This window comes from Paenibacillus sp. WC2504, from assembly GCF_052682475.1.
In genome coordinates this window covers 3,531,924-3,558,474 of record NZ_JBQZFH010000001.1, presented here as the reverse complement: position 1 = coordinate 3,558,474, position 26,551 = coordinate 3,531,924, and the positions used below count along the sequence as shown (strand labels likewise).

General features: G+C 44.1%; 23 protein-coding genes. 2 read left to right on the top strand and 21 right to left on the bottom strand.

Translation table 11 applies throughout. From position 1 onward, the window contains the following. Positions 1-18: 18 nt before the first annotated feature. Complete coding sequence (locus tag ACUN27_RS15885; protein WP_127450910.1) at positions 19-1,029, bottom strand: 2-oxoacid:acceptor oxidoreductase family protein; 1,011 nt, start codon at positions 1,027-1,029, stop codon at positions 19-21. 115 nt (positions 1,030-1,144) lie between these two features. Beyond that, complete coding sequence (locus ACUN27_RS15880) at positions 1,145-1,324, bottom strand: hypothetical protein (protein WP_315950990.1); 180 nt, start codon at positions 1,322-1,324, stop codon at positions 1,145-1,147. A gap of 225 nt (positions 1,325-1,549) precedes the next feature. Here ACUN27_RS15880 and ACUN27_RS15875 point away from each other — a divergent pair, with 225 nt between their 5' ends. Continuing rightward, the gene (locus tag ACUN27_RS15875) at positions 1,550-2,797 is read left to right on the top strand and encodes an ATP-binding protein (protein ID WP_445559169.1); all 1,248 of its coding nucleotides are present in this window, start codon (positions 1,550-1,552) and stop codon (positions 2,795-2,797) included. Positions 2,798-2,887: 90 nt separating this feature from the next. Continuing rightward, positions 2,888-3,286 (top strand): hypothetical protein, encoded by a 399-nt coding sequence (locus ACUN27_RS15870; protein ID WP_315950993.1) that lies wholly within the window; start codon positions 2,888-2,890, stop codon positions 3,284-3,286. Positions 3,287-3,341: 55 nt separating this feature from the next. On the opposite strand, the gene ACUN27_RS15865 is transcribed toward ACUN27_RS15870, so the two are convergent. From ACUN27_RS15865 to ACUN27_RS15775, 19 genes are all read right to left on the bottom strand, one after another. Then, on the bottom strand, positions 3,342-8,288 hold the full coding sequence (locus ACUN27_RS15865) for a family 43 glycosylhydrolase (protein WP_445559168.1): 4,947 nt from the start codon (positions 8,286-8,288) through the stop codon (positions 3,342-3,344). Positions 8,289-8,488: 200 nt separating this feature from the next. Beyond that, positions 8,489-8,974, bottom strand: a complete 486-nt coding sequence (locus tag ACUN27_RS15860) for a low molecular weight protein-tyrosine-phosphatase (RefSeq protein WP_326060233.1) — start codon at positions 8,972-8,974, stop codon at positions 8,489-8,491. Next, positions 8,971-9,705 (bottom strand): phosphonate ABC transporter ATP-binding protein, encoded by a 735-nt coding sequence (locus ACUN27_RS15855; RefSeq protein WP_127450928.1) that lies wholly within the window; start codon positions 9,703-9,705, stop codon positions 8,971-8,973. The genes ACUN27_RS15860 and ACUN27_RS15855 overlap by 4 nt, the downstream gene beginning before the upstream one ends. Before the next feature lie 116 nt (positions 9,706-9,821). Continuing rightward, positions 9,822-10,289, bottom strand: a complete 468-nt coding sequence (locus tag ACUN27_RS15850) for a RicAFT regulatory complex protein RicA family protein (protein ID WP_315951000.1) — start codon at positions 10,287-10,289, stop codon at positions 9,822-9,824. Between the two features lie 29 nt (positions 10,290-10,318). Further along, entirely contained in the window at positions 10,319-11,788 is a 1,470-nt protein-coding gene (gene miaB, locus ACUN27_RS15845) for a tRNA (N6-isopentenyl adenosine(37)-C2)-methylthiotransferase MiaB (RefSeq protein ID WP_379171911.1), read from the bottom strand. A 147-nt stretch (positions 11,789-11,935) separates the two neighbouring features. Next, positions 11,936-12,505 carry a phosphate propanoyltransferase gene (pduL, locus tag ACUN27_RS15840; RefSeq protein WP_315951004.1) on the bottom strand — a complete coding sequence of 190 codons (570 nt, stop codon included), beginning with the start codon at positions 12,503-12,505 and terminating at the stop codon, positions 11,936-11,938. Between the two features lie 94 nt (positions 12,506-12,599). After that, positions 12,600-13,466, bottom strand: a complete 867-nt coding sequence (locus ACUN27_RS15835) for a 2-oxoacid:ferredoxin oxidoreductase subunit beta (RefSeq protein WP_315951005.1) — start codon at positions 13,464-13,466, stop codon at positions 12,600-12,602. Next, positions 13,454-15,202 (bottom strand): 2-oxoacid:acceptor oxidoreductase subunit alpha, encoded by a 1,749-nt coding sequence (locus ACUN27_RS15830; protein WP_127450938.1) that lies wholly within the window; start codon positions 15,200-15,202, stop codon positions 13,454-13,456. Before ACUN27_RS15830 ends, ACUN27_RS15835 begins: the two co-directional genes overlap by 13 nt. A gap of 206 nt (positions 15,203-15,408) precedes the next feature. Further along, entirely contained in the window at positions 15,409-16,350 is a 942-nt protein-coding gene (locus ACUN27_RS15825; RefSeq protein ID WP_315951007.1) for a dipeptidase, read from the bottom strand. 125 nt (positions 16,351-16,475) lie between these two features. Continuing rightward, a complete protein-coding gene (locus ACUN27_RS15820; RefSeq protein ID WP_028558349.1) occupies positions 16,476-16,736 on the bottom strand; it encodes a stage V sporulation protein S in 261 nt (86 codons plus the stop codon). Between the two features lie 113 nt (positions 16,737-16,849). Continuing rightward, the gene (locus ACUN27_RS15815) at positions 16,850-17,644 is read right to left on the bottom strand and encodes a TIGR00282 family metallophosphoesterase (RefSeq protein ID WP_315951012.1); all 795 of its coding nucleotides are present in this window, start codon (positions 17,642-17,644) and stop codon (positions 16,850-16,852) included. A 119-nt stretch (positions 17,645-17,763) separates the two neighbouring features. Continuing rightward, on the bottom strand, positions 17,764-19,305 hold the full coding sequence (gene rny, locus ACUN27_RS15810) for a ribonuclease Y (RefSeq protein ID WP_315951497.1): 1,542 nt from the start codon (positions 19,303-19,305) through the stop codon (positions 17,764-17,766). A 387-nt stretch (positions 19,306-19,692) separates the two neighbouring features. Then, positions 19,693-20,382: a regulatory protein RecX gene (locus tag ACUN27_RS15805; RefSeq protein ID WP_315951014.1), complete on the bottom strand. Its 690-nt coding sequence runs from the start codon at positions 20,380-20,382 to the stop codon at positions 19,693-19,695. Between the two features lie 78 nt (positions 20,383-20,460). Beyond that, entirely contained in the window at positions 20,461-21,504 is a 1,044-nt protein-coding gene (gene recA, locus ACUN27_RS15800; protein ID WP_315951015.1) for a recombinase RecA, read from the bottom strand. A gap of 171 nt (positions 21,505-21,675) precedes the next feature. After that, a complete protein-coding gene (locus ACUN27_RS15795) occupies positions 21,676-22,926 on the bottom strand; it encodes a competence/damage-inducible protein A (RefSeq protein ID WP_445559167.1) in 1,251 nt (416 codons plus the stop codon). A 41-nt stretch (positions 22,927-22,967) separates the two neighbouring features. Beyond that, positions 22,968-23,555: a CDP-diacylglycerol--glycerol-3-phosphate 3-phosphatidyltransferase gene (gene pgsA, locus ACUN27_RS15790; protein ID WP_127450952.1), complete on the bottom strand. Its 588-nt coding sequence runs from the start codon at positions 23,553-23,555 to the stop codon at positions 22,968-22,970. After that, positions 23,552-24,880, bottom strand: a complete 1,329-nt coding sequence (rimO, locus tag ACUN27_RS15785) for a 30S ribosomal protein S12 methylthiotransferase RimO (RefSeq protein ID WP_315951018.1) — start codon at positions 24,878-24,880, stop codon at positions 23,552-23,554. The genes pgsA and rimO overlap by 4 nt, the downstream gene beginning before the upstream one ends. Positions 24,881-25,007: 127 nt before the next feature. Next, positions 25,008-25,499, bottom strand: coding sequence for a YajQ family cyclic di-GMP-binding protein (locus ACUN27_RS15780; protein ID WP_315951021.1), 492 nt, complete (start codon positions 25,497-25,499; stop codon positions 25,008-25,010). Between the two features lie 146 nt (positions 25,500-25,645). Then, on the bottom strand, positions 25,646-26,524 hold the full coding sequence (locus ACUN27_RS15775; RefSeq protein ID WP_315951022.1) for a helix-turn-helix domain-containing protein: 879 nt from the start codon (positions 26,522-26,524) through the stop codon (positions 25,646-25,648). Positions 26,525-26,551: the final 27 nt, after the last annotated feature.

Here is a 26,551-nt window from a genome sequence, read left to right as displayed (position 1 = left end):
TTCTCCCATAAATACTCTCTAAGAGTTTATAGCTAGATTGAAGCGATGTGGCATACGGTGAATATCGGCATAACCGTCTTCTTCCCGCTCATCAGTGAGCGCTTCGGTCGGACAAGCCTGTACACATTTAAGGCAACCTTTACAGTATTGATAATCAATGCCCTGCAAAAACATCTGCGGACGCCCTTTTTTGTCAGGGAGCTCATCCCATACAAAACAGAAATCCGGGCAAGCGTTATCGCAAGAAGCACAGTGAATGCATTTATCTTCATGGAAATGCGGCATCATGCCCGCGCGTGAAATGCTTAAATCCTTTAGAATGCTGTTCCCAGGATTAGAAATCACTCCGCCGATCGTCTGCGTTTCGTATCCGAGTACAGGGGTATCGAAGCGCACGAAATCAGGCATTGTCTCCCCTTCTGGAAGCGCATACGTTTGGAACTTAACTTCGTTGTATCCGCGGTCGAACGTTCGTAAGGCTGGTGCAACAGCCTGCGGATACTTCTTCTCTAATGATTTCCGGATAACACCTCTCATAACATCCGGATCAAGGAAATCACATAACCGGAACAAGGCGCCAAGCATCGCCATGTTTACACGATTTTTCTCCTCCAGCGAAATGCCGATGGCATCGATAACCGCAATCGTGCCGCCTCTTAACTTCATCTTCTCCTTGAGTTCATCCGGCGTTTTCGTTGAGTTTACTAATACTGTACTATCTTCATAGATGCCACTGATAACGTTTACAGTTTTGGAAAGCGATTCATGAAAAACACCTACAACATGCGGTCGTTCTACGGGTGACGTATCCCGTATTTTCGTATCCATGTCACAAAACCTGATGTGCGCTTTCACTGCCGATCCTTTCTTCTCAGAACCATAAGAAGAAAAACTAACCCCGTTCAATCCCACCCCGACCACGCCCGCTTCCGCCAGCATCTTGCCTGCCAGATTAGCGCCGAGACCGCCGATGGATTCCAGTCTTATCTCGAAAAATCCGAGATCGTTCAATTTAGGTAAAGTTACCATGCAAGGTCTCCTTTCAAAAATGAACAGCATAAAGAATAAATAGTATGAATAGTAAATCTACTTACATTGTAACAAGAAATTGCTGGTAATCAACCTTTTTTTAGACATTGCCTTTTTAGAGCAAATAATCGATAATAAGGCCGCATTTTCCCAAATAGTAACTTGCTTCTTCTAACCTCTCACTCTCTGTCTCAGACTCAAGCCTTCCGACATGCTCACACTCGTCACAAACGTTCACATAAGCTTCGTCAATCGGATTAAAGACAACACCGCAAACCTGTGAGCACGCCCGCATCCTCATCTCTCCTCGTTTTCAAATCCCATGAATTTGTAAACGCTTGCATTGATGTTAACTCCTATTATACAGCGGTTAATAGCGTAAACACCATAAGTCTTTATTAAATCTTTAGCAAATCTTTAGCATCCAAAATAGACCCTTTCTCTTGATAAGGTCTAATTCTGTGAGATAATGTAGAAATAGCTAAGATAATGTCGTACACATGGAAAGGATGGCAATCGTTTGCTCCATTCAATCATTTCCCATGAACTGCATGGTCTCTTCTACCTCATGAGCGCTACATTAATCCATCAGGTTCTCACACCTTTATTCATCTACAAAGAGCAGCACCGCAATCTGTTATTTGGTATTCTGCTCATCATTCTACTTATCTTTTATTGGAATTTTGAAGATATAGATCCCTTCATCTATTCGCTTTACTTTCTCCCCTTGAGTTTAACAACAGTCATTTTATTTGCTGGTTTTATTCCTGCTTCAATGACTTGGATCAGTTTTAATATTGGTTGTATCTTCGTGCTTCAATATTATTGGCAGCCGGCATTGCTGAGCAGTGCTTTTATCTTGCTAAGCAGTTATTATTTCAGAAATAAAGTGAATCAGCTTAACCTTAAATTCAAAATAACATATGCACTGGCCTTACTGGTTGTGTACGAAGTATTGTATGCACTGCTAGCGTCTTACATACAATCTTACTTTTCCATGTATGTTCTATACACCATATTGTTTACTTTTATTTCACTACTGCTAATCACTTTTTTAGTTTTCCATGTGAAGAAACATGAATTTCATAGACAGCGTATTATCGCGATTGAAAAAGACCGCATGATAGGTCAATTGGCTGCTACGATTTCTCATGAAATTCGCAATCCATTAACCTCCATTCGGGGGTTCCTTCAGTTGTTAGATCAGAAGGAGCTGCCGCTCCATGATCAGAAGAGGTATATTGAGTTAGCGTTATCCGGTGTAGACCAGGCGAATACCATCATCAATGACTATTTGAACTATGCCAAGCCTTCTAACGGGTTGCAGGAGCAGCTGGATATTAAGGAGGAATTGGAAGCCACGCTTCGCTTCATTACTCCACTTGCAACAGATCATCAGGTAATCATCGAAATCATTCATGAGACAGATGACCCCCTGTTCATCTTGGGTGAGTCCAAGAAACTTCGGCAGTGCTTAATAAATTTGGTCAAAAATGCCATTGAGTCCATGCCTGATGGCGGTCACATTGTGCTGCGCACCTGCAAGCTGCCGGACGGTGTTCAAATTTCCATTACTGATACAGGGGTTGGGATGAGCAAATCACAATTAGATTCGCTAGGCATGCCGTTTTATACAACCAAAGAACAAGGAACCGGACTTGGGCTTGTCGTCGTTATGAGCATCATCAAAATGATGAACGGGAAAATTTCCTTCAGCAGCGCTTTAAACCAGGGTACACAATGCTCCATCCTTTTCCAGCAAAAATAGGAACCAAGTCCCTCCATTTAACAACGATGATGATCTGTGTTATTCTGTTAAGACAAGCGAACATCATGACTCGTGAAGGAGGGCTTTACCATGAATTCGGATTTCATTCAGATAAAATCGCTGGACGGCGACTTGAAGATGTCTCATAAGAAGAAGGATTATGGTTTAACCATCACGACCAAAGAACTGATTCTTCACAAGCCACATATGAATTATTATTTTAAATTGGAGAACATCATCAGTATTGTTCCCTATGAGCATTCTTCACTGAAAGCCATGTCTTTCGTCAATGCTCGATCGGGTAATCAGGAGACCACACATTTATCTCCGGGCTCCGATCACTTCCGTATTTATGTGCAAGGAGCAACGGTCCATAACAGAAGCGGATTGTTTGAACTTGGTCCTATTAACATCGTTATTCCTATTTATCCAGTCATGCTCGGCGCTATCTCCGAATGCCTCACTCGTACAGGGTTGATCTCTTTATAAATTTTCTAGTGAAAAGGCGTGCAAATGGGTTATCCATTTGCACGCCTTTTTGCCTTTAATTCAAGATCATTCGAGCTACCTCTGCCAAGTCTTTAATATCTACTTTCCCGTCACCATTAATATCTGCCTTTTTGTACTCGCTCCAATTTGGATCATTGAAGGTTTTCCCATAAGCGGCAGCCACGATAGCCAGATCGCCAATTGCAACGTGTCCATCGCTGTTGACATCCGTCGAATGCGCTGTGTTGACCGATTCGATGAACGCTTGAAGCGCTAGATTAAGCTCTGTTACTGCTTGATCGATCTGTTGTTGGGAAGCATTCAGATTGTTCAGCACCGATTTTGCTTTCTCGATCGCTGACAGTAATACAGCCTTGGATCCCAACGGATACTGATTCACTTCTGTTCCTTCCACTGCGCTATCATATTTCGCTTGGGCTGATGCTATAGCGGCGCTAAGTACGGCTCGATCACCCGTCTGGATTTCTACACGCTTGAATACATTGCCGAGTGCGGTTTCCTCCCCTAGACCATTCGAAATCATCACATTAGTTAGCCCGATTACGGCTGGTTGAGCAGAAGATTTCGCTGTAAAACGAAGCTGCAGCAAATCGCCGTTGGCATGAATGGCACCTCCCGCTCCTATGCTTGCCAGCAGGATGCGCACGCGTCCGGACATTTCGTTTTTACCGGCGATGGTTAGTCCCTTCTGAACAGGCTCTGCATCAACAAATTCTATTTGCGCAGGATCGAACGTGACCGTAATGTCCTGTGCATATATACTTTGCGTGACACTAAGATGATTGAGACCATACAAAAGTTCGAAGGACTGTCCGGCTTGTACGCTGCTCGCCCCATTTAATGTAGCCGTCAATTCTGTTGCTTGCTCAGCCGATGGCTTAAGCTGAGGAGTAATCGTCGGGCCCCACACTTCCATCGCATCGATCCCGCTGGCTTGCGGCACAAAATGAACGCGATCAATCGCAAGCTTGCGCGGTTCCGTTGTACCCGCCTTGTAATGAGTATGATACACCATAAACAATTCCGTACCATCCGGCGAGTAGATCAAGGAATGATGTCCCGCACCGGGCACAATTGTGTTGGATTTCATAATCGGATTATACGTGTACTTCGTCCAAGGCCCCATTGGAGTCGGAGCCGTTGCATAACCCACGCCATAATCCGGGCTTTCGAAGTGGTTGCCGGAATAGGTCAAGTAGTAGGTACCCTTATGCTTAATCATAAACGGCCCCTCGTTTATACTTGCAACCGGCTGCTTTTGGCTGCGTTCCCATTCTTGAGTGGCCCGGAACACGAATTGCACCGTATCTTCCTTCATGCTCTTCATATCGTCACTCAACTCGGCCATCCACATTTCATTGCCTTGATTGAATCTGACGAAGTAAATATACCTTTTGCCGTTATCGTCTTTAAAAATATGCGCATCGATTTCCGGCGTATTCAGATGCATCGGTTGCTTGACGTCTTGAACGAACGGTCCTAAAGGTGAGCTGCTTGTTGCTACCGCAAGCCTTTCGTTGACTACATAGTACATGTAGAAGGTTCCGTCCTTTTCCACGACCTCCGGTGCCCAAAAGCCGCTAGTCCCCCAAGAATCGGACTGCTTTAACGCCAATTCATTTTGTTCCGACCAAGTGACCAAATCCGTTGAGGTATACACCTTGAACCCCAAAGACGATTTATTAGGATCCGTATTCGTTCCATACAAGTAATATTTGCCGTCATGCTGCAGTACGAATGGATCCGCAATGTTTGGCAGCACCGAGTTGGTATAAGACGGCCCCGTTATCGAATCGTGGTACGAAGATACTTTGATGTTGTCAAATTTGGCATCGGCATTCCATGTGCGCAATCCGATTGCTCCAGTCGCCATATGCGATGCATCCAACAAGTCGAATTTCGGATATCCGTTGACATTGAGCGGGTTATCGTTTACGTAAACTTGAATGTGATCTTCGTTTGCAAGGACCTTAATATGGTATCGCTCGTTTGCCAGAATCGGCAGTTTTTTGGATGCAAGCTCTTTCCACTGGCCTTTCGACATATGGCCGAGTACTGCCGATTGTGCGGAAGCGTTAATGCCTACGTAATATCCGTCTAAATTATCCGCGCCATTGGCAACATTCAATGCCCTGAAAATAAACCCCGCTTCATTCCCGCTCGTTATTTGCACATCGCCCTCAAGGACGAAATCAGTGAAGCTTTTGCTGTTAAGCACCGCTTTATAGCCGGGACCGCTGTTTACCGCATATTGCCCGTTAGACACGGTCCAATTCCCTTCGTACGTAGACCATCCTTCAGCTGATGTTCCACTAAAGTCGTTCGTGTATAAGATCTCCGGCACAGGGGCGGAGTTTGGCACGGTTACTGTTGCTTGCGAACGGAAATCACCGCTTGTAGATGCCGCTTCAATGACCGCTCTGCCTGGCGCTAAGGCCTTTACTAATCCGCTGCTGCTGACGGTAGCGATTTCCGGATTGCTGGAGACCCAAGTCACTTCATCTCCGCTTTCTCCCAGGTTGTGAAGCTGAGCTGTCTTCCCTGATTCGAGTGTCAGCTTCTTCTGATCAAGATCAACTCCGCCTTGAATCGATCTGACAGCAAAATAATCGAATCGGGCATCTATCCGATTATTTGTTGCAACGATATTATTTGCGTAGAAGCCGACCTTGATATTTTTCAAATTCGCAGTGACAGGGTTCGATGCCTGTATCCACGCATATCCATCCCAATAATAGGTCGTATAAACATTCCCCATCTTCTTGATTTTGAGCGTCAGTGTATCACCACCGGGATGAGCCACCTCATTGCCTGGTTTCTTATAACTGCCGTTAAGTTCATAAGCGGTTTCAATAATTTTTCCATTCGCATATACATGCCCCAGCTTTAAGAAATTATCTGCATCCTGCCAGACGAACAGACCACCTTGCTGGTGATTTAAGGCAACAGGTGCCGTAACTTTCGTAACAATTTCAAAATCGCCATTGGCGGGCACATTTCTCAAAAATACATTGTTTTGACTATTATTATCCTGATAGACATCCGTAGGCGTCGTATGAATCGTCATTGAACCAGGCGTTTGAGTCAAGCTCCAATTGCCTTTGCTTTCCTGAAAAATGGACCATGCCGGGTCGAGCACCTCGCTATCAAAGGAATCAACGGTGAACTTCGATAAGTCCGGTTCTCCAGGCGTTTGACGGACAGTAATGTTACTTTCACTGATGACTGCGCCATTATCAACACTTGCAACTCGAATTGTTGCGCTGCCTGCTTTCAATCCCTTTACCGTCAGCATCGAGCTACCTGAAGCAGTATCTTTGCTGTCTTGAGTAACCGTCGCCACTTCAGGTGCCGATGAAGTCACCACAACGTTCTTGTTTGTTCCGATTAGCGGTCTCACAGAGGCAACTAAGGAAGCAGTTTCTCCAACCTCCAATGACATAGCTTGATTATCCAGTGTAATACTATCTACCGGTATTGAAACGTCACTCTTCTCTAGAGGCTCAAGAACGATGTAATCCAGTTGAGCGAAATTCAGTTTGCTGGTAAAACGGATCTTGTTAATGCCAGCATTCAAGCTAACATCCATCGATACTGGGTTAAATCCTTTCCAGCCAAAGTTTTTATAAGTGATCGACTCGCCTGTACCTCCATTTACGGAAACTTCATGCTGTGCAGAAGCGCCTCCGGCAGTTCCATTGTCAGCCATGGCAAGGAGTGAGTACTCGCCCGCTTCCTTAACATCAACTGTAAACTCTACATAATCTTTTCCGGGCTGATCCAAATGACCGACTACTTTGTCTCCTAATGCATTATCGGAAGAAGTAATGAGTGCTGTACCGCTGATGAGAGCGTTTTCAGCTTCGTATTTGTATCTCGTTACACTTGGAGTACCTGAGGGCTCCTCCATGGAAGCACCATAAGCGGAAGGCGTTCCGAAATTCGGGGTACCGTCTTCATTCCATGTGAACTTTTGCGCACGGACACTGCGATTTCCCCAGCTACCGCCCGAAAATTGATCGGCGTGATACACGATCCAGTCCTCTTTTCCGTCGGGTGAAGTGGTGAACGTATTATGGCCTGGGCCGTAAGCTGTAGGTGCTTTGCTGAAAATAGGGCCTGACTTGCTCCAGGAAGCAGGGTTCAAAACATTGCCATCCGTGTTGCTTAGCATGCCAAGCGTATAATCGTCCGTCCAACTACCGCTTGCCGAGTAAACTACAAATATTTTACCGTTTTTCTTCAAAATCTCCGGTCCTTCGTTGATATAAGGCGTACCTTTACGTTCCCATTCTTGGTCCGGTGTAGAGATTTGAACTCTCGGACCGCTGATTGTCCAAGGATTGCTCATTGGAGCGATATAAATGCTTTGCTTCACATTGACATCGCCTTCCCAGCCCGACCATACGAAATATTTGGAATTGTCATCTTTAACCAGAACCGTTCCGTCAATTGCCCACTTATTCGTGCTGTCTGAAATTTTCCCTTTCAACGTATATGATCCTTGTGGATCCTGGGAGTCTCCTTCCAGGACATACATCCTGTGATTTTCATTCGCACCGTCATCCGCAGCAAAATAGATGTACCACTTCCCATCCAGATATTGCAGCTCTGGCGCCCACAGTTCCTTGGAATAGGCTTGCCCGCTTGGCGGCGAATAAACAGTCACTCTGGGGACTGAGCCGATATCCTGCAATCTTTTCGCCTTCGAAATCGAGATAGATGCATCTCTGTTGGATTTTACATAGTAGTAGTAGCCATCTCTATACACAATGCTCGGATCCGCTGAACCGCCACTGCTGTTGGAAACAGGAACGATTGGGTTTTTAAAAGTCGTTCTCTCTTGAACCGTCACTTCCGCAGATGCTGTAGCTCCCTCGTCATTAGCGGCTGCTGTGAATGTTAAAACCATGCTGGCAATCAAGGCAGAAGATACGATCGTATGAATCTTTTTGGATATGCAATTTAATCTTTTCTTCAAGCTTCTTCCTCCTGTCACTACCTATATTTCTCCAAGTACAAGATACATTATGTAGCAAAAAAACGAAATTGTATTTGCGTTATCCCGTCTTTTTGTTTGTTTTTACAATTTATTCGTACAAATGTATACACAATTAAGCATTTTCAACGACAAAAAACGGAGCTTCGCGAATTTGCGGGCTCCGTTTTCTAAATAACTTTTTATGTAAGTTGTTCCTTATCAAGGATATACGTCAATAAGTTTGCGCAGCTCTCTTCAACCATCTCGTAAACTTCTTGAAAATTCCCCGTATAATAGGGATCCGGCACATTTTTATCCTTTCGCCCGGGTGCAAAATCCAACAATTTATGAATGGAAGCACGCTTCTCACCATCTACCGGTTCAGGAGCGAACGCAGCTAGATTCTGCACATTACTCTCATCCATCGCAATGATATACGTAAATTGCACGAAATCATCGGATGTTACCTGTCTAGCTTGCATGCCTTTGTAGTCAATCTGGTTTTTATCTAAAATATCCCGTGTTCCTTGGTGCGGCGGATGTCCGATATGCCAATCACCTGTGCCTGCGGAATCAATAGCAATGGCATGTTCAAGTCCGGCTTGTTTGACCTGATGGCGAAAAACAGCCTCTGCCATGGGAGAGCGACAAATATTTCCTAAACAAACGAATAAGACCTGGATCATACTTCACCAAATACAAGCTTTTTCTCACGCATCGTTAACTGTCTAGCGGGGATGTCGAGTACGATCCTACCCTCTGAAAGACCCCAAATACGTGTTGCGAATCGCTCTGCTAATTCCACCTTATGCAATGTAGCGATTACACTCATATTCCTATCTTTGCATAATGACTTCAAATCCTGAAGAATATACTCCGTTGATTTCGGATCTAGACCAGAAACAGGCTCATCAGCGACGAGCACTTTAGGTCCAAGTATTAAAGCCTTTGCGATGGCTACACGTTGCTGCTCACCGCCGCTAAGCTGACCAACCTTCTTGTCCCCTTTATCCAGCAGGCCTACCTTTTCCAAATAATCCATGCTATCTACATGCTCATCCCTGGACGTCATGCCTGTAAGAACTCGTATTGGCGCTTGAAACACTCTGCCCATCATGACATTCTTGACAGCGCTTTTATTTCGATTCAGCGCAGGTTTCTCTTCTAAGTAAGCGAAATCCTTGCCTAATTTAAAGCGCTCCCAAGGTCCCGGTTGAGAGATATCATTAGAGTTATAAATTAACTGGCCGCTTGTCCACTTTTCTTGATGGCTAATGCAGCGCAGCAATGTTGTTTTCCCACTCCCGCTACTACCTATCACGGCGATAAATTCGCCTTGATCCACTTGAAAGCTAACCTGAGAAAGCACTTGATTGTCTGGCGGATATACTTTACTTAGATTACGTACGGTAAGCATGACAATCTCTCCTTCATGTTTCCTATTGGTCCCTTTGGAAAAAATCGCCACTCACATCAAGCTAAGGCCTGAATAGAGGGCGATTCTCGCTAACCCACGGGAAGTCATCTTTCATCTTAGTCACAAGATGTCGGTGCTTCTGAAGTTCCTGCTTCTACATTGATTTTATCGGAAATCGTATCGCGAATGACCGACATCACCAGTTGTAGTAAATAATTGATATCATCTTGTGTTTGTTTAAACTCACTTACAATGGGAATTCCATCTAATTCATCTTGCAGAACTTCGATTTCATTCTCGATCTTTTGAACCATTTTCTCGTTCTTAAATGTCTGGAACGCCACAATTTCTTTTTGCTTCTTTTTAATGGAGCTAATTAAAACTTGAATGTCCGGGTTTGTAGCAATTTGCTTCTCTGCTTTTTGATAAAACTGCACTTCATTCGAAGTCGTCAACAAATTGGCCAGTTCTTTGGCTTTGTCTAAAATATCTTCGCGAACGATCATTTCCGTATTCGTAAATTCCTCAACTTTAAAAGCATGAGGCTGGTTATCATGTTGATGATCACATTGGGACACTCTCATTCACACTCCTATCAATAATAACAATCGGATTAAATGGATACTTTCAAGGGTTCCTGAACAATTTCGCCCTTCAAAATCCATGTTTGCGCATGCGTCACTTTGACGTCAATCATTTGACCGATTAGCTCTTTGGAGCCGGTAAAATGAATCAGCTTATTCGTTCGTGTGCGCCCGGCAAGTACATCGGCGTTATTTTTACTTTCGCCTTCAACAAGTACTTCAACCGTTTGGCCTAGCAACTTCTCGTTACTCGCTTTACTGTGAGCGTTCACAAGCTCATTCAAGCGGTACAAACGCTGTTTCTTCACTTCCATCGGAACATTATCTTCCATTCCAGCAGCAGGTGTACCTTCGCGCGGCGAATAAATGAATGTAAACGCGAAATCGAATCCTACTTCCTCGTATAAAGACATCGTTTCATCGAATTGCTCGTCTGTCTCACCTGGGAAACCAACGATAATATCCGTAGTTAGCACGACATCCGGCATCGTGGCTTTGATTTTGCGGGCAAGTTCCAAATAATGCTCTCTGGAATATTTCCTGCTCATCCGTTTCAGGACTTCGGTATTCCCCGCTTGTACGGGCAGATGAATATGCTCAACCAGATTACCCCGTTTGCCTAAAACTTCAATCAGGTCGTCATCAAAATCCCTTGGATGTGAGGTTGTGAAACGAATCCTCGGAACATCAATTTTACGGATATCATCCATCAAATTAGCGAAAGAATAAGTAATATCTTCAAAGTCTTTGCCGTAAGCATTGACGTTTTGTCCAAGCAGCGTAATTTCTTGAAACCCTTGTCGTGCAAGGTCTCTTACTTCAGCAAGCACATCCTGCGGTCTGCGGCTTCTCTCTTTGCCGCGCGTATACGGAACAATGCAGTATGTACAGAATTTATCGCATCCGAACATGATGTTCACCCAAGCGCGGATACCTTCCCGCTTCTTCGGTAAATTTTCAACAATGTCGCCTTCTTTGGACCATACTTCAACAACCATTTCTTTGTTATAAAAAGCGTCCTTCAACAAACTAGGCAAACGATGAATATTGTGTGTTCCAAAAATCAAATCAACAAAAGCATGCTTTTGCATAATCCGATTGACGACAGCTTCTTCCTGTGACATGCAGCCACAAACCCCAAGAACAAGTCCTGGCTTCTGTGCTTTGAGCGCCTTCAAGTGTCCAAGCTCACCGAACACTTTATCCTCCGCATTTTCACGGATCGCACAAGTATTCAACAGAATGACGTCTGCCTGGTACTTGTCTTCCGTCGTCTGATAACCCATTTGTTCAAGCAAGCCCCTCATAACTTCTGTATCATGCTCATTCATCTGACATCCGTAAGTGCGAATCAAATAATATTTATCTTTGCCGAACCCCTGCATGTCCTCAGGGATATGGAAATCATAGTGAACGGCGATTTCTTCTTTTCCGCGCTTCTTAGCATCTGACAGTGAAGGAGGCTGAAAATATTGAGAATAATCCTTATCGGATTTCACTTGGTTAGCCACTTCCGTTCCTCCTACGTGTTTGCTTTGGTAAATCTTACGTAATTCACGAATAATTACGCAACTTTTATTATAACATCACATGCCTATTTAGTACAAAAAGAAATTGGCATAACCGTGAAAATAGCTCTTTTTGAACTAGTCAAGAATCTCAGCTATATCCCCTGTTTTGACCCCTGCTGCGTTCCCCTCATCTGTGTCAATATGCATGTCCAAAGCAAATTGTTCGGAAACACGAGCAATCACATTTTCAAAAATCAACGGTCTTTCGCCATTTACTTTGACACGGAGCAATTGTTTGTCTTGGATGCCCCATTGATCTGCATCTGACGTGTGAAAATGAATGTGTCTAGCTGCTACAATCACACCTTGATCAAGTTCTACTTCCCCTACTGGACCTATCACCCTCAAACCTGGTGTTTGATCGATATGGCCTGATTCGCGTACAGGCGGGTTAACTCCTAAAGAAAATGCATCCGTGCGCGAAATTTCAATTTGGGTAAAAGGGCGTGCAGGACCCAGAATTCTCACTTTATCCATCCTGGATTTCGGTCCGACGATGGACACTGTTTCTTGGGCTGCGAATTGTCCTGGCTGTGAAAGATCTTTAAATACTTGAAGCTCATACCCTTCTCCAAATAAAATCGCAATATGCGCCTCTGTCAGATGAATATGTCTTGCCGAAACTCCAACGGGAACTGTTTTCATTAGGGTATCATCCTTTGATTAGTATAGTTGTCAGTATTGCCGCTCAGCAAAAAGGGCATACGGATTATCTCCATATGCCCTCAAGGTCAAACCATTATTTGAATTCAGTGAGCATTTTGTTGAAGTCTGCTTCTGAAATTTGAAGATCTTGTTTCGAAAGTCCTTCTTTAGCGAAGCTAGGGATGGAATCTTCATAGCTCTTTTTATCTTTGTTTTGGTAAATGATACCTGTCAACATGGAGTTTGTTTCCATGATTTTGGTCATTGCCATAACGCGGTTTGTGTAATCGTAATCCGGAATTTCATCCAAATCAACAATGTTTTCTTTGAACCAATCATACGTGTTTACTTTGTTGAAAGTAACGCATGGGCTGAATACGTTGATCAAGGAGAATCCCTTGTGATTCAAGCCAGCTTCGATAACAGCTGTTAACTGTTTCAAGTTACTGGAGAAAGATTGTGCTACGAAAGTTGCACCGGCAGCCATCGCTACTTCTAACGGAGAAATAGCGGACTCGATTGTACCTTGCGGTGTACTTTTCGTTTTGAAGCCTTCCGCACTACGTGGAGATGCTTGACCTTTTGTCAAACCGTAGATTTGGTTATCCATTACGATATAAGTAACGTCGATGTTACGACGAATCGCATGAACCGTGTGACCCATACCGATTGCGAAGCCATCTCCGTCACCGCCGGAAGCGATAACTGTAAGGTCGCGGTTAGCCATTTTTACACCTTGTGCGATTGGCAAAGATCTACCATGAATACCGTGGAAACCATAGGCATTGATGTAACCGGAGATACGTCCGGAACATCCGATACCGGATACGATTGCTAAACCTTCAGGCTCCAAACCAACATTAGCCGCTGCACGTTGAATTGCTGCTTGTACGGAGAAGTCTCCGCATCCTGGACACCAGTTTGGCTTTACATTGTTACGAAAATCTTTTAATGTTGCCATGCTAAAGTCAACTCCTTACATTTTTGTTCGATTTCTGCTGGAAGGAACGGATTACCGTTGTACTTCAGAACGTTTTTAATTTTATCTGCATGACCAACATGCAGTTTAATTTGATCAGCCAATTGACCTGTTGCATTGTTTTCAACAACGATAACTGTTTTTGCTTTCTCAACAAGTGGTCTCAGCTGTTCAGCTGGGAACGGATGAATCAAGCGTACAGTCGCGTGGTTTGTTTTGATGCCTTCTTGTTCAACGCGGCGTCTTGCTTCATCAATTGTTCCACCAGTGGATCCCATACCGATGATCAAAAGATCTGGGTTCTCATGAGGAGCATCTGCTTTGATCGCATCTGTTACTTGAATGTGTTTCAACTTCTCAAGACGTTTATCCATCATTTTTTGACGATTCTCTGTGCTCTCCGAAGGACGACCCGTTTGGTCATGCTCTACCCCAGTTACGTGGTGAAGACCATGTTTAACGCCTGGGATTACACGAGGGGAAACGCCATTCTCTGTGAATTCATAACGTTTGAACAATTGATTTGCTTCTAGCTCAGGAGCTTCTGTTACCAGAGCACCGCGATCGATGACGATACGGTTGTAGTCCAGCATTTCAGCGGATTGTTTACCCAAGGAAAGCTGAAGATCCGTCATCAGAATAACTGGGCATTGGTATTTCTCAGCCAAGTTGAAAGCTTCAATTGTATCATAGAAGCACTCTTCAATTGTGCTTGGGGACAGAACGATTTTCGGGATTTCACCGTGTGTTCCGTAGACCATTGCGTTCAAGTCAGATTGTTCTTGTTTCGTTGGAAGACCTGTACTTGGACCGCCGCGTTGTGTATCAACGATAACAACTGGCGTTTCTGTCATACCAGCCAAGCCAATAGCTTCCATCATCAAGGACAGACCAGGACCAGCGGAAGCTGTCAGTGCACGTGCACCCGCGTAGTTAGCACCGATTGCCATTGTGCAAGCTGCGATCTCATCTTCTGTTTGGATAACTGTACCGCCGAATTTAGGAAGTGCTTTAATCAAGTATTCCATAACCTCGGAAGCAGGCGTAATCGGATATGCAGGCATGAAACGGCAGCCAGCAGCTACAGCTCCCAGAGCGATTGCATCGTTACCGATCATGAACAATTTTTGCTTGCCGTCAGCCGGCTCTAATTGGAAGTCAGCGATTGGGCCGCCAGCCAATTCAAGTACGGATTCAGCACCTTTGCGAACAGCTTCAACGTTTTTCTCAACGACAGCTGCGCCTTTACGACCGAACTCTTCTTCAACAGCTTTATTAAACACATCAAGCGGCAAACCGAGCAATGCCCAAGAAGCTCCCGATGCGGCCATGTTCTTAAATAGGGATGTTCCTAGTTCTTCTGCAATTGCTGTAATTGGAACTGGAAACAGACGTGCTTTAATTCCTTCAGGTAAAACAGGGTTAAATTTGGCATCTGCAACGATGACCCCATTGTCACGAAGCTCGTGAGCGTTGAAATCGATACTTTCCTGGTCAAATGCAACCAGAATGTCCAAATCATCTGAAATTGCGCGAATCGGCTTGGTGCTGATGCGAATCTTGTTATTTGTATGTCCCCCCTTAATCCGTGAAGAGAAATGACGGTACCCATACAAATAGTAACCGAGACGGTTCAATGCAGTAGAGAAGATACGGTCAGTACTTTCGACCCCTTCACCCTGTTGACCTCCGATTTTCCAAGATAACTGACTAATCACCGTACGTCCACTCCTTTTGATTGTAGCTGCTCGAAGACATTAAAAGCTAAATTGTTTAGTAAGATAAGATAATGCAATAAAAAAAACCTTTCACTTGTCAACCAAATTCTATGCCTTTATGAAGCAAAATGCAAGGGGTACCAACGATTCTAAAAGATAGAGTTTTTAGATCGAATCCATATCAATTTTAGATCGATTTTCAATTTTCATTTCGGAAGGTTCGTCAGCATGAAATTCCGCCAATTTCCAAACAAAAAAGCCTCTACTTGTGTTTCGTTATAGTTTTTACAAAGCGCCTCGATTAGATTCTCGTATTGCCCTGCATGTCTTAACCCTTTGATCCATTGTTCAATGCCGTCAAAATCCGATCCAAACCCAATTTGTCTCTCTCCCCCCAACGAGCAGACGTGATCAATATGTTTAAGTAAACCTGGAATAGAAACTGCCAGATTCACGCTATCAACGAAGTAAGGAACAAATGTAAGGCCGATTTGACCCTGACATTGGATGATAGCTTTGATTTGATCGTCTGATAAATTTCTTGGATGGGGACATATTTTCTGAGCATTGGAGTGTGAAGCAATAAAAGGTTTGTTATAACCTTCGACCAATTCCCAAAATGCCGCCGTCGATAAGTGTGACACATCTGCTATTATACCCATAGTTTCTAATTCTCTTAACATGAGTTTACCTTTTCTTGTGAATCCGCCTTTTCTAGGCTCCATTACGCCGTCTGCGGCCCAATTCGCATAGTTCCAAGTTAGTCCTATGCTTCGTACACCGAGGTGGTACAGGATTCTTAGATGGGTCAAATTGCCTGCCAATGCATCCACGCCTTCAAGTGTCAGAATTGCGCCAATTTGATCTCCCGCTTCTACTTCATGCCAGTCCTGCACATTCTGAATAAATCTAATACCCGAATGACTCACAATTTTCCGATGAAAAATATCAACCATCTGTAAGATATGATCAAATGTCGGCTGTTGGATAGAGTCGGATAAATAAATGGCAAAACACTGCACCTTAACGCCCGCATGCTTTAGTCTCGGATAACTGACATCCAGTTCCTGATCTTCCTTCTCAAAATCGAGCTTTGGGTTCACATACAACTTCGTTAACGCATCGCAATGACCATCCATGATCTTCATCCATCCAGCCTCCTTATTTATCGCTAAACAAGACAAAAACCTCTTGTCAGAGGTTTTGGCGTAGAATAAAAAACCTGTCTACAAGGTAAACAGGCTGCAGGCATTCCTATGTATGGTGAAGTTCATTACCTCGGCTCAACAATTAATTTAATGGCCGTCCGATCTTCCCCGTCAATCACGATATCTGTGAAGGCTGGTACACAAATTAAGTCAACTCCGCTAGGCGCCACAAATCCTCTTGCGATCGCTACTGCTTTGATGGCTTGGTTCAAGGCGCCTGCACCGATCGCTTGGAGCTCAGCTGCCCCGCGCTCACGCAACACACCTGCCAAAGCACCTGCAACGGAGTTTGGATTGGATTTTGCTGAAACTTTTAATACATCCATGAATAGTACCTCCTCGGGAATGATGGATAGTTCCATTAATCATCATATTCCCGAGACAGCACAAACATGACTTTCTATTACGTTCTAATTCTCAAAATTTTCTGAAATAACTATTAATCCATGAAAACTTGGTCTTCATCGTACCGAATAAGCTGGATGGCTTTCGCTTGACCTGTTTGATCATTCAACTCGATAACGACAGCGTGGAAGTGCCATTTCCCTTCATCGGTTACAAATCTCACAGGAAGCTGTGTTTTGAATTTCTGAAGCACAGCATTTCGCTCCACCCCAAGGATGCCATCACGTGGACCAACCATTCCCACATCTGTCACATAAGCCGTGCCTTGCGGCAAGACGCGGTTATCATTGGTTTGCACGTGGGTATGTGTGCCGACAACCGCCGATACCCTCCCGTCCAAATGCCACCCCATTGCAATTTTCTCAGACGTTGCTTCAGCATGGAAATCGACAAAAATAAATTTATGTTTTTTCTTATCCGCTTCAAGGATCTCATCTACTTTGCGGAATGGACAATCAATTGGCGGCAAGAATGTGCGCCCTTGTAAATTGATGATCAGCAGCTCCTGATCTTTCACTTTAATGACAGTATGTCCCCTGCCTGGCGTACCTGGCGGAAAATTGGCTGGACGAACCATTTTCTCATCCCGATCGATAAAATCGAAAATTTCTTTTTGATCCCATGTATGATTGCCCATTGTAAGCGCCTGAATGCCCATCTCATAGATTTCTTTCGCGATGGCTGATGTTATCCCTTTCCCTGCAGCAGCGTTCTCTCCATTGGCGATGAACACGGCGTGAGGATGATCTCGCTTTAAACGAGGCATGACATTTTTTAGTGCTTTGCGTCCAACAGATCCAACAATATCTCCAATAAATACAATTTTCATAACAATTTTGTAGCTCCTTTATTCACATAGATGCATGGAGGGTAGTGATACTATGAAATCGGCCCGCCTATAAAATAAGGAAAAGTGGCTGTATCAGCCACTTTTCGCATTGGTTACTCTTATTTAGCGTATTCAACAGCTCGTGTTTCACGAATGACCGTAACCTTAATATGTCCTGGATAATCGAGTTCACCCTCGATTTTTTTGGTAATATCGCGGGCCAGACGGAACGCTTCGGTATCATCCACTTTCTCAGGTTGAACCATAACACGTACTTCACGGCCTGCTTGAATGGCGTATGATTTCTCAACACCTTCAAAAGATTCCGAAATTTCTTCGAGCTTTTCTAAACGCTTAATATATGTTTCGAGCGTTTCCCTGCGTGCTCCAGGTCTCGCCGCGGATAAGGCATCTGCTGCTCCGACTAACATCGCAATAACGGAAGTTGCTTCTACATCGCCATGATGGGAAGCAATACTGTTAATGACGACTGGATGTTCCTTGTATTTCTTACCAATCTCAACACCGATTTCGACATGAGATCCTTCAACCTCGTGGTCAAGCGCCTTACCGATGTCATGAAGCAGCCCGGCACGTTTCGCCAAAGTTACGTCTACCCCGAGCTCCCCGGCCATCAGACCAGCCAGATAAGCTACTTCCATGGAATGCTTCAATACGTTTTGACCATAACTTGTTCTAAATTTCAGTCGACCCAAAATTTTAATCAAGTCAGGATGCAATCCGTGAACTCCAACTTCAAACGTGGCTTGCTCCCCATATTCGCGGATGCGTTCATCCACTTCTTTACGGGATTTCTCAACCATCTCTTCAATACGTGCTGGATGAATACGTCCATCGGCAACAAGTTTCTCTAGGGATGTACGAGCAATTTCGCGACGAATTGGATCAAATCCAGATAAAATAACTGCTTCTGGCGTGTCATCAATAATAAGGTCAATACCCGTTAATGTTTCCAATGCACGGATATTACGTCCCTCACGACCGATAATACGGCCCTTCATTTCTTCATTTGGTAGTGAAACAACTGAAACGGTCGTTTCAGCAACATGATCTGCGGCACAACGTTGAATGGCGAGCGTGATGATTTCACGGGCTTTCTTATCGCCGTCTTCTTTGGCCTGTTGTTCGATTTCTTTAATAAGCTGTGCGGTCTCGTGTCGTACTTCCTGCTCCACATTGGTAAGAATGATGCTTTTCGCTTCTTCCATTGTAAGTCCTGAGATACGCTCTAACTCCGAAACCTGGCTTTTATAAAGCTGATCAATTTGATTTTGGGTATCCTCGATCCGCTTCTCTTTGTTGGAAACTTGCTCTTCTTTACGCTCGAGAGATTCTAATTTTTTATCCAGCGATTCCTCTTTTTGCAACAATCGTCTTTCTTGTCGTTGAATTTCATTCCGACGCTCACGAATGTCTTTTTCAGCTTCGGACCTAAGCTTATGCACTTCGTCCTTTGCTTCCAGAACCGTTTCTTTTTTCAGTGCTTCTGCTTCTTTCTTAGCAGCTTCTCTAATCTGCTCAGCGGCTGTTTCAGCACTGGAAATTTTCGCTTCTGCAAGAGATTTACGGATAAAATAACCAATCCCTAAGCATGCAGCTCCAACAATGAGAATGATCGCGATCCAGATGAAAGTCATCATCTTGTTCACCTCCTCGTTGGTTTCTCCAAGGTGTTAGCCTGGGATTCCGTTCGGTTTTTTAATCCGATTTTTAATTGTTTGACTAGTCATACATACCCTAAAGTAAAAAGAGTATGGCTTTTAAATGAATGCGCACTGTGCGTAAGAGGCACTATAGTGCTAATAATCCATAATCAACAGTGTAAAAATTGGCGGTTTTTACATCTGTCCTCTCAAAATCAATGAAATAAGTATGATTTTGAATACATTATGAAAATATACACTGTTATTTTATCTTTTGTCGAAGAAGCTTGTCAAGCGATAGTCCATGAGAAGATCATCATGCCCAACTACGTACCCTTTTATTCATTCATGTTGTTAAGTAATTTCAGTTAATATTTAACAACATTAATCATCGAAGGAATCATCATGGATTTCAAAATCATCTTCACTCGGCTCGCTGCTCAATTGCCCAAGCACCTTCGTCACTACGGCCCCCGTGTACCCTCTGCGCATTAGAAAAGCTGCCGTCTTTCTCTTCTTGTCAAAAAGCTCACCTGAAGTTTGCTTCCATTTCGTTTGAGCAAGTTTCATGGCTCCAGCTATTTCATCTTCCTGATTGATGTTCTCCATTGCATGTTTAACCAATTCTTTATCGATACCTTTTTGCTGCAGCTCTTGACGAACGAGGTTGCGGCCTTTCTTTTGAGAAATAATCCGGCTGTCCGTCCACATTTTAGCAAATTCTTCATCATTCAGATAATTTTGCGAAGCTAACTTCTCAATCACCCATTCGATAATGGGTGGTTCATAACCAGATTCTTTGAGCTTGCGTTTCAACTCGCTCGATGAATGCGGTCGCCGGCCAATCGCTCGCAAAGCCTTCATATACGCATTATTCTGCTCTTCATCTTGAATGATTCTCTCCATATCTTGGAGATCTACACTCTCTCCTTTTACTAACCGATGCTTAATCAGAATGTCTTCGTGAACGGAAAACGCGTACTCTTCATTCAAAAATATATTATAGCGGTGCTTCCCCCGCTTCTGTTTCTCTACTAGTGTGATGATAGACATCTGCTGTTCTTCCTGCTCCAAGCTTTCTAGCCCCTTTCATGCACGAAAGCACCCTAACCTAAGGTTTAAGGTGCTTTCACGGTATCATATCATCGAATCTTACTCGAAAGCCGCTTCTAACTCATCGTCTTCCTCGTCTACATTTGGCCCGACAGCAACAATCAAATTGCTGTTTTCACGGATTTTTTGTTCGATTGTTTCGGCAATTGCTTTGTTATCTTTCAAGAATTGCTTTGCATTTTCACGACCTTGGCCTAAACGCTCACCCTCATAGGAATACCAAGCTCCGCTTTTATTCACGATATCCATCTCAGTTGCGATATCAATGATACTGCCTTCACGTGAGATTCCTTCACCGTACATAATATCTACTTCCGCTTGTTTGAACGGAGGAGCTACTTTATTCTTAACGACCTTAATTCTCGTGCGGTTACCGACCATATCGTTACCTTGCTTGATCGTTTCTATGCGACGAACATCCAGTCGAACGGAGGAATAAAACTTCAGTGCACGGCCACCAGGCGTTGTCTCCGGGTTTCCAAACATAACGCCGACCTTCTCACGCAACTGGTTAATGAAAATCGCAATAACCTTGGATTTGTTAATTGCACCAGATAGCTTACGAAGTGCTTGAGACATCAGACGTGCTTGCAGACCCACGTGAGAGTCTCCCATTTCGCCTTCGATCTCTGCTTTAGGTACTAGTGCCGCTACAGAGTCAATAACGATAATATCAACCGCGCCGCTTCTTACAAGCGCTTCTGCGATCTCTAGTGCTTGCTCACCAGTGTCAGGTTGAGAGAGCAACAGCTCATCTATGTTAATGCCTAGCTTACTTGCATAAGAAGGATCCAAAGCGTGCTCTGCATCGATAAATGCAGCTTGTCCGCCAACCTTTTGGACTTCAGCGATCGCATGTAAAGCTACAGTTGTTTTACCTGAGGACTCAGGTCCGTATACTTCAATAATTCTTCCGCGTGGGAATCCACCTATTCCTAGAGCAATATCAAGGGCTAACGCTCCGCTTGAAATCGTTTCAACTTGCATATGCGTTGACTCTCCAAGCTTCATGATGGAGCCTTTACCGAATTGTTTCTCAATTTGTCGTAATGCATTATCAAGTGCTGCGCGACGGTCTGTCAAAACACTCACTTCCTTCTATCATTATAGGTATATGATAACTTGTTTCGGGGTGTTTGCCAAGTACTTTTTCGAACATACATTCGACTTTTTCGCGAACAAACAAAAAACCGCAACAAAGTTATCGCTTTGTTACGGTTCTTCCGTTAACACTTATTTGATTATATGCGAACTCTAGCTTTCTTTCAACTGTTTCCAAAGGTGGTAGAGCGCGCTCTTCGCGGATCTGTGTTTAATCGATTCCCGATTGCCGGAAAGCTGCAGCGTAATGACTTGTGTCTCCGCGTTCTTTTGCGCAAATCCTATATACACAAGCCCGACAGGCTTGCCTTCAGACCAACCAGGACCGGCTACACCGGTTACGGAAATGCCAAAGTCACTCCCCGTTGTCGTGAGCAAGTTCTCTGCTAAGATAACCGCTGTTTCGCTGCTAACGGCACCTGGCGCGCCTTCACCTTCCAGCACATCCATAGGAACACCGAGAAGTTTATGTTTTAGCGCATTGGAATAACAGATAATCCCCCCCAGGAAAGAGCTCGAACTCCCGGGTATTGAAGTTATTAAATCACTGAGCAAACCGCCTGTGCAGCTCTCAGCAACTGCAAGCGACAACTTGCGTTCATCCAGCATTTTCAAAACTATCGTTTCAATCGGTACGTCTTGATCCGCGTAAATATGCTGGCCTAAACGGCTTCTAATCTCTTGTTCAGTCGCAAACAGTTTACGCTCGCCCTCTTCCGCCGTTTGCGCGCGGGTCGTCAGACGAATCGTCACTTCGCCTTCTTTGGCATATGGAGCAATGGTTGGGTCCGATTGTGCCTGAATCAAATCAATTAATTGATGCTCTAAATTAGATTCACCGATGCCGGCAAATTTAAGCATTTTGGAATAAAGCGGAACTTCATCATGCATAACCGCATGCAGCCAAGGAACCGCATAATTGGTAAACATGGGCTTCATTTCTTTGGGCGGGCCAGGCAGAAGAATGAAATGAGTTCCTTCAAACGTGAAGGCAACACCTACCGCTAGTCCTGTTTCGTTATGTAATGGATCACTGCCCTCAAGCATTAACGCTTGACGCCTGTTGCTTTCAACCATATGTATGCCGCGTGATTGAAACATCTGGGTGATTGCGTTCATGGACGGCTCATGAATGATTAACTGACGACCTACGTAAGCCGCTAGGACATCTTTTGTTAGGTCATCCTGTGTAGGTCCCAAACCACCTGTGCAGATGACCACGTCGGCTCTGGAAGCGGCTAACGTGAGGCTTTCCAGCAATCTCTGCTCATTATCACCCACTACGGTTTGGAAATATATATCCACACCAATTGCGGCGCACTCCCTAGAAAGAAATTGAGCGTTCGTATTCGCAATTTGTCCAAGCAAGAGCTCTGTTCCAACAGCAACGATTTCTGCTTTCATCCCAGCATCCTCCTAGAATAGAAAAAAACCAATAGGATGACCTATTGTGTCTTTTCTGAAAAGTCTATGACATGTTTATTTTTCACAAAATACTCGATACCTGAGTAGACCGTAATGATGGCCGCTGCCCAACTTGCTATGACATCAAAAGGAAAATCTACAAACGTAAACGGAAAATTATTGATAAGTAGCGCTATGATGGCTGTAATCTGAGCTGCCGTCTTTGCTTTTCCCCACTTACTAGCCGCCATCACTGTGCCTTCCAGCAGAGCAATTTGGCGAAGACCAGTTACAGCCCATTCTCTACTGATAATAACAATGACGATCCAAGCATCTACTTTACCCATTTCCACTAGTGAAACGAGCACAGCCGTAACAAGCAGCTTATCCGCCAAGGGATCAAGCAGCTTGCCTAAATTGGTTACTAGATTGCGTTTTCTGGCAATATAACCATCTAAACTATCTGTGCTCGCTGCAATAATGAAAATAGTAGCAGCAATAATTTGATTATACGTAATGCTAAATTCCTCAATCCGTATATGAGGGAATTTCACCTTAATCAACAGAAAAAACATGATGATCGGTACTAGTAAAATCCTCGCCACGGTGATGCGGTTGGCCAGGTTCATGCAATTACCTCCCCAGATAAGTCAAACTCATAAGAGTGGGTAATACGAACTTTGGCGAGTTCACCGATCGTTAGTTTACCATTCGATACGAATACCTCCCCATCGATCTCGGGAGCATCAAATTGAGAACGCCCAATATACACATCACTTCTACCATCGTACCGCTCAATCAGTACATCAATTTCTTGACCGATACGGCGTCCGCCGCGGATATTCGAAATTTCTCTTTGGATTTCCATGATCGCATTCGCACGATACTCTTTCACATCATCAGGCACTTGATTCGGCAAACGTGCCGCCGGAGTATCATCTTCTTTGGAATAAGCAAAAACGCCAAGGCGATCGAACTGTACATCTCGAACAAATTGTTTCAAGTTCTCGAAATCTTCTTCCGTTTCTCCCGGGAACCCTACAATAAGTGAAGTCCGAAGCGCAACATCCGGGATCGATTCGCGAATTTTGCGAACCAACTCACGGGTATCCTTTTGACGGCCAGGTCTACGCATACGTTTAAGAATAGAATCTTCGCTGTGTTGAAGCGGCATATCGATGTATTTACATACTTTCGGGTTCGTCGCCATCACTTCGATTAACTCATCGCTAAAGAAACCAGGGTATGCATAGTGCAGACGTACCCACTCGATGCCTTCTACCTCGCTCACTTTATTTAAAAGCGTAGGCAGCATAAAGCTATCATACAAATCTGTACCGTAATTCGTAGAATCCTGTGCAATTAAGCTAATTTCTTTCACGCCTTGTGAAGCCAAGTTTGCTACTTCTGCTACAATGGACTCCATGCTTCTGCTCTTGAAGCTGCCGCGCATGATCGGAATACTGCAGAATGTGCAGGCATTATCGCAACCTTCGGCGATTTTTACATACGCTGTATATCTAGGCGTTGTAACAAGCCTCGGCAGGTCCGCATCATAGTTAAATACCGGATTCCCAACAAGAACCGGTCTTTTCCCGCGCAGAGCCTCATCAACAATATCATTGATTTTGTCAAAATCTCCCGTTCCCACGATTCCGTCAATCTCCGGCATTTCATCGAGCAGCTGCTTTTTGTAACGCTGGGTTAAGCAACCTGACACGATAAGCGCCTTAAGATTCGCTGTTTCTTTGAGTTCTGCCATATCCAAAATTGTATTTACGGATTCTTCTTTCGCTGCATCAATGAACCCGCAAGTGTTCACGATAATGACAGTGGCATCTTCCTTGTTATCTACAAGCTGAAAACCACGCCCATGTATTAATCCAGCCATAATCTCGGAATCGACCATATTCTTCTCGCATCCGAGGGTTACTACTTTAACCTTTTCTGTCATGAAAGAAACAACCTCCAATAGTCCTAAAAACGCTCCCTACAAGTATAATACAAGCCCTATAGGGTGTCAAAATGTAAAAACCCCCTAGCAGCAGGGGGCTTCTCTTTCAATAACATGGTATGTATGCCTATTTTAAGTTTACAAATTGCAGATCAAGAGGAATCTCCGCCTTGCGAAGCAGAGCGATAACAGCCTGCAAATCATCACGGCTCTTGCCTGTTACCCGAATTTGATCTCCTTGTACTTGCGTTTTCACCTTAAGTTTCGAATCACGAATCAGGATGTTGATTTTTTTCGAATTTTCTTGATCGACACCTTGTTTCATACTGATTTTCTGTCTTACAGTCGAGCTGGCAGCTGGTTCTACCTTGCTGTAATCGAGATTTTTGATCGAAATCCCGCGTTTTGTCATTTTCGCATGCAGGATATCTAGAACATTCTGAAGCTTGAATTCGTCATCCGAAGTAACGACTAATTGATCTTTTTCTAATTTAATGCTGCTTTTGCTGCCTTTAAAATCAAAGCGGGTTGCAATCTCTTTTTCAGCCTGTTGAATGGCGTTATTTAACTCCTGCATATCCACCTTGGATACAATATCGAACGAACTTTCTGAACTCATCTTAGACCAAACACCCTTTCCATCAAATTACAATAGCATTATAGCAAGAAGTCTAATAAAAAGAAACATCCCGCAGCCCCACGGCCTAGGATGTCTCTTGAGGAAATGATTTCATTACCCGGGAAAGCGCAGGAACTGCCAAAATGCTAGTTTTTTTGCAAGTTCAGCTGTACACGCTTTGGATTAGGTGTATCACCAACAGGTACCACGGTGCCGTTCACAGTAAGCTCTAGCGCACTTGCTGCTCCTACATTCAGATAGGCGGAACTTGTCAAATCAAAGGCGTCGGTATCGCCTGCTTTGTAAAGTTTTTGTCTTAACATGTCTTTACCGCCACCATCTGTAAGGGCATCAATTCGAATCCAGCAGGAACCGTTTATTTTCATCTGTATGTTTAAATTCGCAGTGCCAGTAATCGTGTAGTTATCTACGCCTTTTTCGTTGCTGCTAAATTTAACTTGTACCGCTGGTGGCGTCGGTGTCGGTGCCGGTGTTGGGGTCGGAAGAGGCTCCACTTTACCTTCACTGGAGGCATTCGTTGAAGTTGTCGGAGTCGTTCCTGCCCCGGGATTCGTGGTATCCGTAATTCGCGGAGACTGCGTTTGAGAAGGCTTTTCCCCTGCCGGTGTTCCCTTATAGTTCTTATATGTATAATAGTACACAATTCCGAAAATGAGCAAAATGAAACAAATAAACATAACGCTTGACGCCCAACGGCTCATTTTCTCTGTATTACGAACGCTCGTTCGATTTTTACGAATTGTTTCTACTACCGGTTTTTCCACGACTGGAGAAGGATTCGTTGTCTCGTACATATTCAACACTTCAGTTGGATCCAACCCTACCGCTTCGGCATAGCTTTTGATAAAAGCTCGTACATAAAAGCTTCCTGGCAGCACTTTATAGTTTCCTTCTTCAATGGCTTCAAGGTAGCGTTTACGAATTTTTGTAACTTCCTGCAAATCATCTAGCGAAATCTTTCTTTCCAATCGTGTCTTGCGTAAAATGTATCCAAGATCAGACATAATGGTCACCTCCCCACGGGAATCTCA